At 66.8% G+C, this 15,213-nt stretch carries 16 protein-coding genes and 1 pseudogene; 14 read left to right on the top strand and 3 right to left on the bottom strand.

Going from position 1 to position 15,213, the window contains the following annotated elements; all coding sequences use genetic code 11:
* The first annotated feature begins 110 nt into the window (after positions 1-110).
* The 8 genes and pseudogenes from AB0M56_RS22700 (at position 111) to ctaD (ending at position 7,129) form a co-directional block, all read left to right on the top strand.
* A complete protein-coding gene (locus AB0M56_RS22700) occupies positions 111-344 on the top strand; it encodes a hypothetical protein (protein WP_364179270.1) in 234 nt (77 codons plus the stop codon).
* On the top strand, positions 341-982 hold the full coding sequence (locus AB0M56_RS22695) for a 3-oxoacid CoA-transferase subunit B (protein ID WP_364179268.1): 642 nt from the start codon (positions 341-343) through the stop codon (positions 980-982). The genes AB0M56_RS22700 and AB0M56_RS22695 overlap by 4 nt, the downstream gene beginning before the upstream one ends.
* A 193-nt stretch (positions 983-1,175) precedes the next feature.
* Complete coding sequence (locus tag AB0M56_RS22690) at positions 1,176-2,531, top strand: MFS transporter (RefSeq protein WP_364179266.1); 1,356 nt, start codon at positions 1,176-1,178, stop codon at positions 2,529-2,531.
* A gap of 2 nt (positions 2,532-2,533) precedes the next feature.
* Positions 2,534-3,438, top strand: a pseudogene (locus AB0M56_RS22685) (transposase); the annotation flags it as partial.
* 110 nt (positions 3,439-3,548) lie between these two features.
* Positions 3,549-3,806, top strand: a complete 258-nt coding sequence (locus tag AB0M56_RS22680) for a hypothetical protein (RefSeq protein ID WP_364179264.1) — start codon at positions 3,549-3,551, stop codon at positions 3,804-3,806.
* 216 nt (positions 3,807-4,022) lie between these two features.
* A complete protein-coding gene (locus AB0M56_RS22675; RefSeq protein WP_364179262.1) occupies positions 4,023-4,658 on the top strand; it encodes a CGNR zinc finger domain-containing protein in 636 nt (211 codons plus the stop codon).
* Between the two features lie 93 nt (positions 4,659-4,751).
* Positions 4,752-5,078 carry a thioredoxin gene (trxA, locus tag AB0M56_RS22670; RefSeq protein WP_220240252.1) on the top strand — a complete coding sequence of 109 codons (327 nt, stop codon included), beginning with the start codon at positions 4,752-4,754 and terminating at the stop codon, positions 5,076-5,078.
* A gap of 278 nt (positions 5,079-5,356) precedes the next feature.
* Positions 5,357-7,129 carry a cytochrome c oxidase subunit I gene (ctaD, locus tag AB0M56_RS22665; protein ID WP_364179261.1) on the top strand — a complete coding sequence of 591 codons (1,773 nt, stop codon included), beginning with the start codon at positions 5,357-5,359 and terminating at the stop codon, positions 7,127-7,129.
* Between the two features lie 46 nt (positions 7,130-7,175).
* Here ctaD and AB0M56_RS22660 read toward each other — a convergent pair whose 3' ends face one another.
* The 3 genes from AB0M56_RS22660 to nhaA all read right to left on the bottom strand — a co-directional run bounded on the left by AB0M56_RS22660 (position 7,176) and on the right by nhaA (position 10,008).
* Positions 7,176-7,799, bottom strand: a complete 624-nt coding sequence (locus AB0M56_RS22660; RefSeq protein ID WP_364179292.1) for a TetR/AcrR family transcriptional regulator — start codon at positions 7,797-7,799, stop codon at positions 7,176-7,178.
* Between the two features lie 89 nt (positions 7,800-7,888).
* Positions 7,889-8,479 (bottom strand): uracil-DNA glycosylase family protein, encoded by a 591-nt coding sequence (locus AB0M56_RS22655; protein ID WP_364179260.1) that lies wholly within the window; start codon positions 8,477-8,479, stop codon positions 7,889-7,891.
* Between the two features lie 116 nt (positions 8,480-8,595).
* Positions 8,596-10,008, bottom strand: coding sequence for a Na+/H+ antiporter NhaA (gene nhaA, locus AB0M56_RS22650; protein WP_364179258.1), 1,413 nt, complete (start codon positions 10,006-10,008; stop codon positions 8,596-8,598).
* A gap of 131 nt (positions 10,009-10,139) precedes the next feature.
* On the opposite strand from nhaA, the gene AB0M56_RS22645 reads away from it, so the two are divergent.
* The 6 genes from AB0M56_RS22645 to AB0M56_RS22620 all read left to right on the top strand — a co-directional run bounded on the left by AB0M56_RS22645 (position 10,140) and on the right by AB0M56_RS22620 (position 15,147).
* Positions 10,140-10,643, top strand: coding sequence for a thioredoxin domain-containing protein (locus AB0M56_RS22645; RefSeq protein ID WP_364179256.1), 504 nt, complete (start codon positions 10,140-10,142; stop codon positions 10,641-10,643).
* 402 nt (positions 10,644-11,045) lie between these two features.
* Positions 11,046-11,555 carry a hypothetical protein gene (locus tag AB0M56_RS22640; protein WP_364179254.1) on the top strand — a complete coding sequence of 170 codons (510 nt, stop codon included), beginning with the start codon at positions 11,046-11,048 and terminating at the stop codon, positions 11,553-11,555.
* 82 nt (positions 11,556-11,637) lie between these two features.
* Positions 11,638-12,012 carry a GNAT family N-acetyltransferase gene (locus AB0M56_RS22635; RefSeq protein WP_364179253.1) on the top strand — a complete coding sequence of 125 codons (375 nt, stop codon included), beginning with the start codon at positions 11,638-11,640 and terminating at the stop codon, positions 12,010-12,012.
* A gap of 60 nt (positions 12,013-12,072) precedes the next feature.
* Positions 12,073-12,690 (top strand): GNAT family N-acetyltransferase, encoded by a 618-nt coding sequence (locus AB0M56_RS22630; RefSeq protein WP_364179251.1) that lies wholly within the window; start codon positions 12,073-12,075, stop codon positions 12,688-12,690.
* A 48-nt stretch (positions 12,691-12,738) separates the two neighbouring features.
* On the top strand, positions 12,739-13,605 hold the full coding sequence (locus tag AB0M56_RS22625) for an aldo/keto reductase (protein ID WP_364179250.1): 867 nt from the start codon (positions 12,739-12,741) through the stop codon (positions 13,603-13,605).
* Between the two features lie 111 nt (positions 13,606-13,716).
* Positions 13,717-15,147: an MFS transporter gene (locus AB0M56_RS22620; protein ID WP_364179248.1), complete on the top strand. Its 1,431-nt coding sequence runs from the start codon at positions 13,717-13,719 to the stop codon at positions 15,145-15,147.
* The last annotated feature ends 66 nt before the right edge of the window (positions 15,148-15,213 follow it).

Here is a 15,213-nt window from a genome sequence, read left to right as displayed (position 1 = left end):
CGAGCAATCGCAGCCGCGACGCGAGCTCGTTCGCGCGGCGCGGGCGCACGAGCCGGCCGGTGACCCCGTCCACGACGGTGTCGGTGAGCCCGCCCGAACGCCCGCTCACTGTGCACGAGGGCAAGGCGTGCTTCCTGGAAAAGCGCTTCGCCGGCGTCGCCCGGGTCGCCGTCGTCGAGGTGGTGCGGGTGGTGGACGCGGGCACGATCGGTGCCGACGACGTTCATCTGCCCGGCGTGTTCGTTTCCAGGGTGCTGCCCGTCGGCGCGCGGATGCACAAACCGATCGAACGGCTGCGCGTCGCGCATCCGCGAGTCGCCGAGGAAGGGAAACGCGCGTCATGACGTGGTCCCGTGAGCAGATCGCCGCCCGCGCCGCTGCCGAGCTGCGCGACGGCCAGCACGTCAACCTGGGCATCGGCATCCCGACGCTGATCGCCGACCACGTCCGGGACCGGCCGATCGTGCTGCACTCCGAGAACGGAATCCTGGGCTTGGGCGGCCACCCGGCCCCGGGGCGAGAAGACCCCGATCTGATCAACGCCGGGAAGGAAACCGTGACCACGGTGAACGGTGCCTCGTTCTTCGACTCGGCCACTTCCTTCGCCATGATCCGTGGCGGGCACATCGACGTCGCGGTGCTCGGGGCCATGCAAGTCTCGGTGGCGGGCGACCTGGCGAACTGGACCGACGGCGGCTCGGTCGTCAAGGGCATCGGCGGTGCGATGGATCTCGCCAGTGGAGCCGGGAAGGTGCTCGCGGTGATGACCCACCGCACCCGCGACGGCAACTTGAAACTCGTCCGCCGATGCGGCCTCCCGCTGACCGCACGCGGCTGCGTCACGACGGTCATCGCGGACATCGGCGTTCTCGACGTCCGCGGTGATCACTTCGCCGTGCGAGAACTCGCGCCGGGAGTGTCGATCGACGACGAACTGGCGGCGCTGCTGCGTCCCGCTACCGGGCGATTCCTCCCCCGGTAGCCCTGGTGCGGCTCAGCCGTACGCTTTCCGACGAGCAGAACACATCCGCGGGAAGCCGCCGCTCGGCGAGATACGGAATCGCATCGGCGTATTCCTTTGTGGATTTCCGTGCAGGACTTGTTTCCGGTGCTCCATTCCGGCAATGTGACTCGAACCACCCTCCCCATCGAAGACAACGACGTCGGAGAAATTCATGCGTGATCCTTTGCCGCAGTCGCCAACGGAATCGCCGGTGGCCGCCCGTCCCGCAATGACCCGCGTGCACAAAAGAATCGTTTGGACGGTCGCGGCCGTCTTGTTTTTCGAATTCGCGGACTTGAACACGTTCTCTTACGCGGCTCCCGCGTTGAAGAGATTCGCCGGGTACAGCCTGGACGATGTCGCCATGGTGACCTCGGCGGGGTTTCTCGGAATGTTCTGCGGCGCGGTGCTCGCCGGCCGGGTCAGTGACCGGATCGGCCGCCGCCGCACGCTCACCTGGGCTACCGCTCTGTTCTCGGTGTTCTCCCTCCTGACCGCCGCGGGGACGGGCGTGTGGGTCATGGCCGGACTGCGCTTCTGCACCGGGGTGGGGCTGTCGGCGATGACGGTGTGCGCGATCAGCTTCCTCAGCGAGACGATGCCCGCGGCCCACCGGGGCCGGGCCCAGTCCACGACGCTGGCCGTCGGCCTGGCCGGCATTCCGGCCATCGCTTTCCTGGCCCGTGGCGTGGTTCCGCTCGGTGCCGACGGCTGGCGCATCGTGTTCGTCGTCGGCGGTTTGGGTCTGCTGGCGGTGCCGGCGCTGGCACGGCTGCCCGAATCGCCGCGTTGGCTGCTCTACACCGGTCGCACCGCCGAAGCACGCGAGGTCATGACGAAGCTGGGGGATCCGCACCTCACCCTGGCCGAGAACACCGCCAAGCGTCGCGACACGAGTCTCGAGGCCCTCGCCGCGCTGGCGGGGCGGCGGCTGCGTCGCCGCACAGCGGTGATGCTCGCGACCTGGATCTTGGCGATGCTGGGGTTCTATGCCTTCGCCGCGTGGGTTCCGGCGCTGCTGGCCGAGCACGGCTTGTCGCTGACCACCTCGTTGACGTTCTCCGCGATCACCACCATCGGCGCGGTTCCCGGCGCGCTGCTGGCCCGCGCGATCTCCGACCGGTTCTCTCGAAAATGGACGATGGCGGCCACCTCGACCGTGATCGCGGCGTTCGGAATCGCCTACGGATTCAGCTCGGGCCCGGCCGGGATCATCGTGTTCGGCCTGCTGGTGTCCTTGCTCAGCCAGACCTTCGTGGCGTTGATCTACACCTACACCCCCGAGGTGTTCCCGATGCACGCGCGCGCTTTCGGCTGCGGGATGTCCTACGGCGCAGGCCGGCTGGCCAATGTGGTCGGGCCGATGCTCATCCCCGCCATCTACACCGCCTGGGGCTACACCGCAGTGTTCGTCGCGGTCGCAGTGTGCTGGGTCGGCGCCGGCGCGATCGTCGCGGTGTTCGGACCCGAGACCACCGGTGCGCCGCTGGAGTCCGTGCCCGATGGTCAATCCCCACAACGAGGCTAGTACTGCAACGGCAGCTGGTGGTGTTGTGGCTGGATCGGGTGCATGCGTGGATTGCGGGCCGGTTCAGGCGGTCGGAGCCGCGTGCGCGTGTGCGGGAGTATGTGTCCGGGCTGGTGGCAGGCCTGGAGCGGAAGAACGGTTGGACGCCGGCCGAGCAGGCCGGCGGGGTGTCGCCGGACGGGATGCAGCGCCTGCTGCGCTGGGCGGACTGGGACGTCGACGGGGTCCGCGACGATGTGCGAGGACTGCCGGGCGGATCGAGAACTGTCAGATCGGGACGTTCCTGGCTTATGGCAGTGCCGACGGGCATGCGCTGATCGACCGCGAGCTGAATCTGCCCGAGCCGTGGATCGCTGACCAGGACCGATGCCGGCGCGCGGGATCCCGGAGGGCGCCGAGTTCGAGACCAAGCCGCGCCAAGCCCTGGCGATGCCGGCACGGGCCTTCGAGGCGAAGGTGCCGTTCGCCTGGATCACCGCCGATGAGGCCTCCGGGCAGGTCAAGTACCTGCGGTCGGAGCTAAAGCCCACGATGCCGCGCACGTACTGGCCACCAAGGTCAACGACATCTTGGCCACCACCGGTGGTCGCCAAGCCCGAGCCAACGAGCTGATCGCGGGTCTGCCCGCCCGGGCGTGGCGGGCGGTCGTCGGTCGGGGCCGGTGCGCGCGGGCCCCGCGAGTACGCCTGGGCGCGAGTGCCGATCCGGATCGGCTGGCAACCTGGGCGGGCACCGGCTGCTCGCCCGCCGCAAAGTCACCGACTCGACCGAGATCGCCTACTAAGTCTGCTACGGACCCCGCCGCGTCACGCTGCTGGACCTGGCCTGGATCGCCGGCCCCCGATGGCGGATCGAGGAATGCCTCCAGCAGGCCAAAAACGAAGCCGGACCCGATCATTATCAGGTCTTCAACGGGGCGGCGACGGTCGTGGCCGCACTGCTCATCGCGCTGGCGAACGCGGGCACCTTGCCCTGGCCGGCCGGTTGTTCGGGCTGTGGGGCTTGTTCTGGGGAATTGTGAACCCGGGAACGCTGGTCTGGATACTCGACGCGGCCCCGGAAACCCCGGAGGCCGCGTCGGCGGTGAATGTGACGAACCTTCAGATAGCCCTGGCGGTGGGATCCGGTGTCGACGCGATCCTCGTTTCATCGACAACCCTGCAGGCGGTGTTCCTCACGGCGGGTTTGATCGTCCTTGCCTCCGCCGTGCTCGCCGCGGACGCGGCGCGGTTCCTGACACTCGCTGCCCGGTGTGTCGGCGTCGGCCGGCGGTAAGAGCCGGCCATCGGCTGACGCCGACAAGAAGACCAGCGCAGAGGAGAGGTGTATGGCGGAATCGAACACGCGACTGCACTCCGCCGGCAAGGCTCTGCTCGCAGCGAGTGCAGCGGGTCTCCGGCAAATCCCACTGCTGTCGCGGTGGAACGTGGAGACCTCACAGCTGTTCTCGAACACTCCGAACACTCCGACCACAGCGTTGCGCGGGGCGCTGTGACGCGCCGCGATCGGGTCGCCGGCCAGGAACCGCCGATCGACCTGATGAACACCGTGTGGGGGAGCGGCAAGGGTACCGACGACGTGCTCACCACCGCGGACGGTGCACTCGAGTGGATTCGTGAGATCGTTCCGCGTCTTGAGCAACGTCCGAGGTCGCTCGACCACTGGCTGCCTTGCGCAAGCCCGTTGAGCGTGAAGGAGACGGCATTCGACCTGCGCCGGCTCCGCGATGCGCTGAGACGGCTCGCTTCCGACGCAACAGCGGACGAGCGACCGGCCGGGGTGGTGTCCGACTTGCCTGGCCACCAGGCCGCGGTGGACCTGCTCAACAACACCGCGGCCCATGCGGCTGCGTCGTCAGCCCTGGTGTGGCCCGGTGCGGGCGTACCGACGATCGCGCTCCAGGGCGACCTGCCCGGCGGCATCGCGGTGAGTTCGCTCGTGGCGCTCCACGCCGTACGCCTTTTCGGCGGCGAAGAGCGGAAGCGCCTGCGGGCCTGCCTCGCACCGGGCTGCGCGAACTACTACCTGTCCGGCCACGGACGGCGAAGGTGGTGCTCGCAGGGTTGTGGAAACAGGGCGCGCGTCGCACGGTTCAACAACAAGCAGTCGTCGAACTTGATCGGCTGATCGGCACGGGACCGCGACAACGAAACGTCTCGGAACCGCTCTCGGCGCCGGCACCCACTGACTTTTCGATACCGACCACCCGAAGGAGAAACCATGGGCAACAACACCGTCAAGGTGACCGACAAGTCGTTCGTGGACGACGTCCTGACCAGCGAGAAGCCGGTCCTCGTCGACTTCTGGGCGACCTGGTGCGGGCCTTGTAAGATGGTCGCCCCGGTACTCGAGGAGATCGCGGCCGAGAACGGCGAGAAGCTGACCGTCGCGAAGCTCGACATCGACGAGAACCCGAACACGGCGCGTGACTACCAGGTGATGTCCATCCCGACCCTGATCCTGTTCCAGGGTGGCAAGCCGGTGAAGCAGATCGTCGGCGCGAAGCCGAAGGCGGCTCTGCTGTCCGACCTGAAGGACGTCCTCTGATCGAGGCCGCGCCCAACCGCTGAGAAACCTGGGCTGCGAGAATCGCCTCGCAGACTTGATTAGGACTATATAGTCCACGTAAGGTCTCGCCGAGGTCGTGGTGACCCCGGAGACGAAGCAGGTCCGCCTGAGCGGAGCCGGGGCTCACGGACTGCCCGGATTTCGTCAAAGGTGAGTTCTCCCGGGGAGATCCGGCGGGACGGGTGCCGTCGAACGGTGCCCGGCCCCGGCCCGGGATCGAAAAACCAGCCAGTGCAGCATTCAGCCGGAGGAAACCAATGAGGACGATCGCGCCCACGTCGATCGCGACGCGGCCGTATCCCGCACGCGTTTCCCCGAAGGGCACGGCGCTTCTTCGGCTGATGCGGACGACGGACCACAAGCAGATCGGCGTGATGTACCTGGTCACGGCGTTCGCCTTCTTCATGGCCGGCGGTGCGATGGCCATGCTGATTCGCACGGAGCTGGCCCGGCCCGGGCTCCAGTTCCTCTCGCAGGAGCAGTACAACCAGCTCTTCACCATGCACGGCACGATCATGCTGCTGATGTATGCGACCCCCGTGCTGTTCGGGTTCGCGAACTTCGTGCTGCCGCTGCAGATCGGTTCGCCCGACGTCGCGTTCCCGCGGCTCAACGCGTTCTCGTACTGGCTCTACCTCTTCGGCAGCCTGATCGTCGTCTCCGGCTTCCTGACGCCGGGAGGTGCGGCCGAGTTCGGCTGGACCGCGTATACACCGCTGTCGGAGGCCGTCCACACTCCAGGCCCCGGCACGGACATGTGGATCTGCGGCCTGATCGTGTCCGGTCTGGGCACGATCCTCGGTGCGGTCAACATGATCACCACCGTGGTCTGCCTGCGCGCGCCGGGCATGACGATGTACCGGATGCCCATCTTCACCTGGAATATCCTCGTCACCAGCATCCTGATCCTCATCGCCTTCCCGATCCTCACGGCCGCGCTCTTCGGCCTGGAGGCAGATCGTCGGTTGGGCGCGCACGTCTTCGACCCGGCCAACGGGGGGGTGATCCTCTGGCAACACCTGTTCTGGTTCTTCGGTCACCCCGAGGTGTACATCATCGCGCTGCCGTTCTTCGGGATCGTGTCGGAGATCTTCCCGGTCTTCAGCCGCAAGCCTCTCTACGGTTACAAGGGGCTGATCTTCGCGACCCTGGCCATCGCGGCGCTCAGTGTCTCCGTGTGGGCGCACCACCTCTATGCCACCGGCGCCGTGCTGCTGCCGTTCTTCAGCTTCATGACCTTCCTGATCGCGGTCCCGACCGGGGTGAAGTTCTTCAACTGGATCGGCACGATGTGGAAGGGCCAGCTGTCCTTCGAGACGCCGATGATCTTCTCGATGGGCTTCATCGTCACGTTTCTCCTCGGCGGCCTGACCGGCATCCTGCTGGCCGCGCCGGCCATCGACTTCCACGTGTCGGACAGCTACTTCGTGGTGGCGCACTTCCACTACGTGCTCTACGGCACGATCGCCTTCGCGACCTTCGCCGGCATCTACTTCTGGTTCCCGAAGATCACGGGCCGGATGATGGACGAGAAGCTGGGCAAGTGGCACTTCTGGACCACGTTCATCGGCTTCCACGGCACGTTCCTGGTCCAGCACTGGCTCGGCGCCGAAGGCATGCCCCGCCGCTACGCCGACTACCTGAGCTCCGACGGGTTCACCACGCTGAACACGATCTCCACGATCGGCGCGTACATCCTCGGTGCGTCCACGCTGCCGTTCATCTGGAACGTGTTCAAGAGCTACCGCTACGGCGAGATCGTCACCGTCGACGACCCATGGGGCTACGGCAACTCCCTCGAATGGGCCACGTCCTGCCCGCCGCCGCGGCACAACTTCACCGAACTGCCCCGGATCCGGTCCGAGCGCCCGGCCTTCGAGCTGCACTACCCGCACATGATCGAGCGCATGCACACCGAAGGTGAGATCGGCTTCTTCGGCAAGTCGCGCCACCAGGCCGCGCCGTCGCAGAAACTCGTCGACGCGACAATGCGGGGCAGCCACGACAAGGACAACTCGGGCGAGCAATAGCCGCGCCCGGTGAAGCGGTCCACTGTGGTCTTCCGCTACCCGCGACTCACGCCTGGAAGGTGCGGATGTAGTCGATGGCCATGTCGAGCGCGATGCGCATCGGCTTGATGTCGTGCCCCGTCTGCGCGAGCAGGTACCCGCCTTCGAGGGCGCCCATCAAGCCGATGGCGAGCCGTTCGGGATCGGCGTCGCGGCGCAGTTTGCCTGTGTCGCGCATCCGCCGCAGACCGTCCGCGATCAGGCCGAGCCAGGTTTCGAAGTGGCCGGCCAGCGCGGAGCGTGCCCGCTCGTTCTGGTCCGAAAGCTCGCTCGCGAGAGAGCCGAGCTGGCATCCGTAAGCCCCGTTGCGAAGAGCGTTCCGCTGGAGGATCGCGTCACGCCAGCGCTCGAGCCCGCGGATCGAGTTCAGCCGGCGCAGCTGTTCCCCCTGCGAGGCCAGCAGGTCTTCCGCCTGGTATTCGATCACGTCCTGGACGAGCGCGTCCTTGTCGGCGTAGTGGTGGTAGAGCTGTGACTTGCTGGTGCCGCTCGCCGCGCGGACATCGTCGAGCGTGGTGGCGGCCACCCCTTTGACTGTCATCAGGTCCACCGCAGCGTGCAGGATCCGGGCCCGGGTCGCTTCACCGCGCGCCGTCAGCCGGACGGGCTTGCCTGTGCTCTCCGGTTCCACCACCGCGACAGATTATCGTACCTGCGTGCGCGGAGGTCTCACGCGATGCGACTCGGCCGGGCGAGCCCAGGCCGGCCACCGCGTCACCGTTATCCGCGTCCGAGCGCGATCGACACCCGGCGCGCCAGCTCGGGGACGACCTCGGCGGTGAACCAGGCGTTTTTCACATGCCACCGGTAGTTCAATGGGGACGGGTGCACCAGCGGGAACTCGGCGGGGAGGTAGTCGCAGTAGGACTGCACGGTCTGGGTGAGGTTAATCTTGGATCGGCCCTTGAGGTAGTACCGCTGGGCGTGCGCGCCGATGAGCACCCGGAGAGTGACGTCCGGCATCCTCGACAAGATCTGCGGATGCCACCGTGGCGCGAATTCTTTGCGCGGCGGCAAGTCACCCGTCTTGCCCTTGCCCGGGAAGTAGAAATCCATCGGCACGATGGCGAACAGCGAGGGGTCGTAGAACTCCTCGTCGCGGACGCCGAGCCACGAACGCAGCCGGACGCCGCTGGCGTCGTCCCACGGGATACCGCTCTCCTGGGCGCGTCGGCCCGGCGCCTGGCCGATGATCGCGATCCGCGAGGCCGGCGACCCGGCCCACACGGGACGGTAGCCGAGGTCGCGTGCCCACGCGTTCGACGGGTCGGACGTCAACTCGTCCACGACCGCACACAAGTCGTCGATCAACCGCACTCCAGGTTCGTTGCCGGGAAGGCCGGGCCGCCGGCTTTCGGGAACACAGTCTAGATGGACTATGCAGTCCAACAAGCTGGGGGTCAACGGCACCGGAGTGTGCCTTCGTTTCAGGCCAAGCTCGGGTCCCGCCACGGGCCTTCGGGTAGCTCCGGGAGTGAGAACCGCTCGTCGAAGGAGCACAGGGGGAGCCGTTCGCCGAGGAATCGCAACACAATGGACCCGAGGACGGCCGAACAGAGTGATCCTGCGAGAACCCCCACCTTGGCCTGCTGCTGGAGGCCGGGGTCGGCGAACGCGAGATCGGTGATGAACAACGCGATGGTGAAACCGATGCCGGCCAGCATGGCTCCGCCGATGAGGTGGCTGTAGCGGACGCGGCCGGGCAGAGTGCCGATTCCGGTCCGCAGCGCGATTCCGGCGGCGAGCGAGATGCCCAAGGTGTTGCCCGCGATCAGGCCGACCGCGACACCGAGGGTCACCGTGGAGGACGACGCGGCCCGCAGCGCGCTGCCGTCGAGCCGCACGCCGGCGTTCGCCAGGCCGAAGGCGGGGATGATCACGAAGGCGCTCATCGGGTGCAGAATTGCCTGCAGTCGCTCGTTCGCCGACAGTGTCGCCTTCATCGCGGTGGTGGCGAGTCGCACGCGCACGGTGTCCGCGCGCTCGATCACAGCGCGCCCATAGAGGCGGAGTCGCTCGCGGGCGTGACTGTCGACCTCGCCGGCCGGCACGATCAAGCCGATGAGCACACCGGCAAGGGTCGGGTGAACCCCGGACGCGTCCACGGCCGCCCACAGCCCGGCGCCGACGACGAGGTAAGGCGCCAACCGCCACACTCCCAGCGCTCGCAGGCCGAGCAGCGCCAGGATCAGCACCGCCGCGACAACGAGCGCCGCCACGGACACGTGGTGTGTGTAGAACACTGCCATCACCGTGATCGCGCCGATGTCGTCGCCGATCGCGAGGGTGAGCAAGAAGAGCCGCAATTGATCAGGGCAGCGGGGACCGAACAAGGCCAGCACGCCGATCAGGAAGGCGGTGTCACTCGACATCGGAATGCCCCAGCCGGCTGCGGCCGCGCCGGAACTGTTGAACACGAAGTAGAGGACCGCGGGCAGCGCCAGGCCGCCGAGCGCACCGCAGGCGGGGACGACGATCGAGCGCACGTCGTGCAGCTCGCCGACGGACACCTCGCGGCTGATCTCCAGCCCCACCACGGTGAAGAACACGACCATGGCGACGTCGTTCACCCAGTCACGAAGGTCCAATGAGAAGTGCGCGCCGCCGGCTTCCACGCCTGCGTGAAGTCCCCAGAACGCGTCGTAGTTCGCGCCCGCCACGTTCGCCCACACCAGCGCGGCCACCGTGGCGGCGAGGAGCAGGACAGCGCTGCCGGCTTCGGTGAACAGGAACCTTCGGAAGCCGGCGGTCACGTACGGCAGTGGCATGCTCACGTGACGGGTCGTCGACGGCAGGTGGGGGAGGAGCCCGTCGTTGAATCGGCTCGAGTCGGCCTTCACGGCCCGAGTATGCCTGACGTGCGGTCGATCCGGTTGTGTACCGTCCATCAGATCGGGCGTTGGCCTGGAGACATCCACGGTTCGCGGTGCCACTGTCCGGAGTGGACCGTTCTGTGACGGAGGGATCGCGGGTGGCGACGCGTAGTGAGTTCAATCTGGACCGGCACGTGTACGGCGATCCATCGGCTTCGGTGACGGTGGTGGAATACGGGGACTTCGAGTGCCCGTACTGTGCTGCGGCGGCACCCGAGCTGCGCAGGTTGATCGACAGCTCGGCCGGCACGATCCGCCTGGTGTTCCGTCATTTTCCGATCTTCACGCTCCACCCGTACGCACTCACTGCGGCTCTCGCCGCCGAAGCGTCGGGTGAGCTGTTCTGGGAGATGCACGACTTGCTGCTGACCCACCAGAGCGAGCTGACGGATGTCCACCTGCGGGCATACGCGGCTCGCATCGGCGCCGGCGACGTCACCGGTGAGGTCGCGCAGCGGTTCCGTCCCGCCGTCGTGGCCGACTACACCTCCGGTGCCGAGTTGGCTGTCCGAGGCACGCCGACGTTGTTCATCGACGGACGTGCGTACCGAGGCCGAGTCAGCTACCAGGCGCTCCGATCGGCTGTGCGGCCGAGCTCCTGACCCGGTGCCTCGGCCGCGGCGGTTCGCGCCGTGAGCGTCCGGTGAAGTTCACCTCGCCAGAAGTGGACTGTCCGGTTCCGTGCTGGGCTTGATCGCCCCCCGTGATCGACAACACGATCACTGTCGTCGTTGAGATGTCGGTCGGGTGAACAGCGAGAAACCGGTTTCGATTTGTGCAGTTCCCTACGGCATCTCGACCTCCGGGTGACACGCGCCGGACGGGTTCCGACGCGCGCCGGCCTGGACAAAGGCTGCGAGCCTGAAGCTTGCTCCCCCTCCCTGACTGGACTATATAGTTCTCTTTGGTGCATGATGAGCGCACCGGAGTACGGAGCTGCGTCGGGTGCGCAACGCTGCCGAACGCGCGGACTTCGTCGTAAGAATGCGAAAGGTACAGCTACGGTGAGTGAGCAGCTGGGCTTCATGTCGGGGTCGCCGGTTGCCGGCCTTCCGCTGAGGCTGTCCTCCGCCACCATCACAGGTGACGGCAGCCCATCCCGCGACCACGAGTCCGACGGCCTGTTGCGGTTGGAGCTCTCGATCAGTGCACACGTGCTGGGCGAGCTCGAAGTCATGCTCGCCACGACCCACGGGCCTGGGGAGGGCGCTGCCGGCCGTGCGGCGGAATACCCGGCGGGACAGGGTCGCGAGCTCCGCATCAACGCCATCCTGCTGAGTTCGATGCCGGACGTCCTTCACCTCGCGGGCCGCGGTAGCGGCACGCACCACAGTGGAGCCGACGCGCAGTCGTACAAGCTGACGTTGACCTTCTCCGACGGGGGCACTGCCGAGAGTGTGTGGAGCACGACGTTCGACGTTCCGCGTTCGCCACTCGCAGACTCCACCTGGCGCCTGACCGTGCCGTTCAGTCACGCCTTGACGCCGTCCACGCTCCCTCGTCACGTGTCGTGACACCCCCGCGCGTCGCACCTCAACCGGCGGCGTCCCGGTCTGACGCTGCCGAAACGGTCTTCATGCGCTGAGGGCGCAGACCGTGCTGCTCGAGAAAAACATCAAGAGAAATGAAGTGAGTTCCGAGATGGATGTACAGCGCAACGTCGACGGCGGATCGTACGAGGCCGTGGTCGACGGGCAGGTTGTCGGCATGATCGTCTACCACGCCCCGCACGGTGACCGGCGCGTGACGTTCAGCCACACGATCGTCGATCCTGGCCATCGTGGTCAAGGTATCGCGACGGGGCTGGTGAAACACGCTTTGGACGATCTGCGAGCCCGAGGTCTGAAGCTCACGAATTATTGCACCTTCGTGGCCGACTACATTGCCGACCACCCCGAATACAAAGAGCTTGTCGACGACCGCTTCCCCGGCCGGGCGACCGTGCCGGATCGCGCGCCGCGCGAACGCTGATCAACGGAAGCTCGAACTGCCCCGGAATCGGGGAAATCGCTGAGGAAGAGGAGTGCAGAGTTGATTCCGGGGTCGCATTCGATCGACATCGACGGTGAACTGATCCGGACCACGCGGCTGGAGCTTGCTCCGTGGACGATGCCCGACGTCGAAGCGGCTCTGGGCATCTTCGGCGACGGAGAGGTTGCCCGGTGGCTGGCGCCGGCCATGGATCGAGTTGCGGACATCTCTGCCATGCAGGAGCTGGTTGCCGGTTGGGTCGCCGACGGCCTGGAAACCGAGCCCCCGGTCGGTCGCTGGAAGGTCACCGATCTCGCGAGCGGACGCGTCGTGGGGGCGGTCTCGTTGCTGCCCTTGCCGCCCGACGACATCGATTTCGAGATCGGTGTCCAGATCGCTCGTGGCTGGTGGGGGAACGGTTATGCCGGTGAAGTCGGTGACGCGATCGCTCACTATGCCTTCGATGCCGGCACGGACGAGATCTTCGCTGTGTCGCGCCCGGCGAACCAACGCGCCGCGGCCGCCGCGCGGCGGATGGGGATGGAGTGGGTCGGCCAAACCGAGAAGTACTACGACACGAGGCTCGACGTGTTCCGGTTGCGCCGTTACGACCTCGACGTGCCGGCGGGGGTGGCATCGCCGGAAGGAGAGCAGCCGGGTGAACTCACTGACATCTGACCGATTCATGCCGGCGCAAATCCACAAGACAGCGAAAGAGACGAGATCATGCCTGGAACCCTTCCTGATCGATGCGGCACCTTCACGATCGGAGGACACGCGATCACCCGGCTCGGTCTCGGGACCGCTCAGATAAGTGAGTCCGGTGTCTGGAGTCATCCGAAGGACGCCACTGAAGCAGCACGGGTGCTCCGAGAAGCGGTCGATCTCGGGGTGAATCTCATCGACATCGCCGAATCGTCGGGACCCTTCGACTACGAAGAACTCATTGTGCGGGCACTCAGCCCGTTCCCCGAAGACTTGCTGCTGATGATCAAAGGCGGACTTCTTCGGTCGCCGAGCGGGCAGTGGGAACCGGTGCCGCGGCCCTCGTTCCTTCGCAAGCAGATCGAGACTCGACTGTGGTACCTGAAGCTCGATCGCGTTCCGTTGTTCCAGCTGCACGGCTTCAGTCCGCAAGCTCCCATTGCCGATCAACTCGGGCTTCTCACGGAAATGCAGCGTGAAGGAAAGATCGGACAGATCGGGCTGGCGGAGGTGACGCTTGCCGAGCTGGAAGAAGCGAGGAAGTTCGCGGAGATCGCCACCGTCCAAGCTGAGTACAACCTCATCGATCGCGCGGCCGAACCGTTGCTGAACTACGCGGAAGCGGCGAACATCGGGTTCGTCCCGTGGCTTCCGCTGGCGACCGGCACGCTGGCCAGTGAGGACGGTCCGTTGGCGGAGATGGCGCGACGGCGTGATGTCTCGCCGGCGCAGCTCGCTCTGGCCTGGCTGTTGAACCGCTCACCCGCGATCCTCCCCACTCCCGGCACGCTGAGCATCCAGCACCTGAACGAGAACGTGTCTGCGGTCGACATCGCCCTGACGGCACACGAAGTCGGTGATCTCGACCGACTGGCGGCCAAGCCGTAAGCGGGATCTCTTCCGGAAAAGGCGCCGGGTGAACGGGTTCGGAAAATTCTGGCTGTCAGTACAGGGAGGGTACTCACCGTGGGCGGTTCGGACGTCGCTCTACCGCCACCGGTGGGTTTTCCGGTTCGGTCTGCGCAGGGTCGACGGATCCTGGTCGCGACGGTCCTCGGCGCGAGCATCGCGGGTATCGACTCGAGCGTGGTGACCGTCGCTCTTCCCGACATCGGCCGGGACTTGGGTGCGAGCTTCGCGTCCCTTCAGTGGACCGTGACCGGATACACCCTCAGCCTCGCCTCGCTCATCCTGCTGGCGGGTGGGCTCGGAGACCGGTACGGCCGCAAGCGGATCTTCCTCGTCGGCGTGGCCGGGTTCACGTTCGCCTCGGTCCTGTGCGCGGCCGTCCCCGACGTGGGCACGCTCATCGGTGTGCGAATCCTGCAAGGCATCGGTGGAGCGTTGATGGCACCGGCGAGCATGGCCATCCTGCAGTCGACGATCGCACCTGGTGATCGGCCGCGAGCGATCGGAACCTGGTCCGGGTTCGCCGGGATCGCGGGAGTTCTCGCGCCGTTCGTCGGCGGCTGGCTGCTGTCGCTGGGTTCGTGGCGGTGGATCTTCCTGATCAACGTGCCCGTGGCGGTCATCGTGCTGGTGGTGACCGTGCGCCACATTCCGGAGACGCGCGACGACGAGTCGTCCGGCATGGACTGGGGTGGCTCGGCGCTGGCCCTCGTGACCCTCGCCGCGGCGACCTACGCGTTGACCGCGATACCGGCGAACCCGGGCGGGCCGGGGGCACTGGCGAGCGCGCTCGTGGCTGTCGCGGCGGGAATCGGGTTCGTGCGCTACGAACGGCGAACGACCTCACCGATGCTGCCGGCGCTGCTGAGGAAGTCCAGGTCGTTCGTCTCGATCAACGTGATCACGTTCATCGTCTACGGCGCGTTCGGCGTGTTCTCCCTGATCTTCACGATCGCCCTGGAGACTGTCGCCGGATACAGCCCGGCCGAAGCCGGCAGCACTCTTCTGCCGATCACGATCATCAGCCTCGCGCTGTCTCCCTCCAGCGGCAGACTCGCCGCGCGGGTCGGGCCCGGTTGGCAACTGGCCGTCGGTCCCGTGTTGTGCGGCGTCGCGGCGCTGATGGCCTTGCAGATCAAGCCCGACACGGGTTACTGGAGTTGGGTGATCCCGCTCGAGTGCGTGTTCGGGCTCGGTACCGCCGCGATGGTGGCACCTCTGACGTCTGTCGCGCTGTCGTCGCTACCAGGTGGCCACGTCGGCGTCGCGTCCGCGGTCAACAACGCTGTCGCGCGCGGTGGCGCCTTGCTGTGGATCGCGGCACTTCCGCCGCTCGTCGGACTCACCGGCGCTTCGTACGTGCAATCCGAGGCGTTCCAGCCCGGCTATCGCCTGGCTTGCGTGATCTGCGCGACGGCGCTGTTTGCCGCAGGCGCGATTGCCGCCGCGGTTTTCCGCAACCACACCCCCTGCGACCGGCACCCTCTGGTCGCCCGTTCGCCGCACCCGCTGTCCCGATAGCCGCGGGCGGCAAAGGTTGTTTCGACCGTATCGATCCCTCACCGTCCGGACTCCTGGAGGAGGAAC

Source organism: Amycolatopsis sp. NPDC051372 (genome assembly GCF_040682095.1).
Classification (GTDB): Bacteria; Actinomycetota; Actinomycetes; order Mycobacteriales; family Pseudonocardiaceae; genus Amycolatopsis.
The sequence above is the reverse complement of the archived record's forward strand: the minus strand, read 5'-3'. Positions and strand labels throughout refer to the sequence as shown.

Coding starts and splice junctions, on each gene's coding strand:
- AB0M56_RS22625 (WP_364179250.1), top strand. CDS start 12,739: ATGCCTGGAACCCTTCCTGATCGATGCGGCACCTTCACGATCGGAGGA.
- trxA (WP_220240252.1), top strand. CDS start 4,752: ATGGGCAACAACACCGTCAAGGTGACCGACAAGTCGTTCGTGGACGAC.
- AB0M56_RS22690 (WP_364179266.1), top strand. CDS start 1,176: ATGCGTGATCCTTTGCCGCAGTCGCCAACGGAATCGCCGGTGGCCGCC.
- ctaD (WP_364179261.1), top strand. CDS start 5,357: ATGAGGACGATCGCGCCCACGTCGATCGCGACGCGGCCGTATCCCGCA.
- AB0M56_RS22695 (WP_364179268.1), top strand. CDS start 341: ATGACGTGGTCCCGTGAGCAGATCGCCGCCCGCGCCGCTGCCGAGCTG.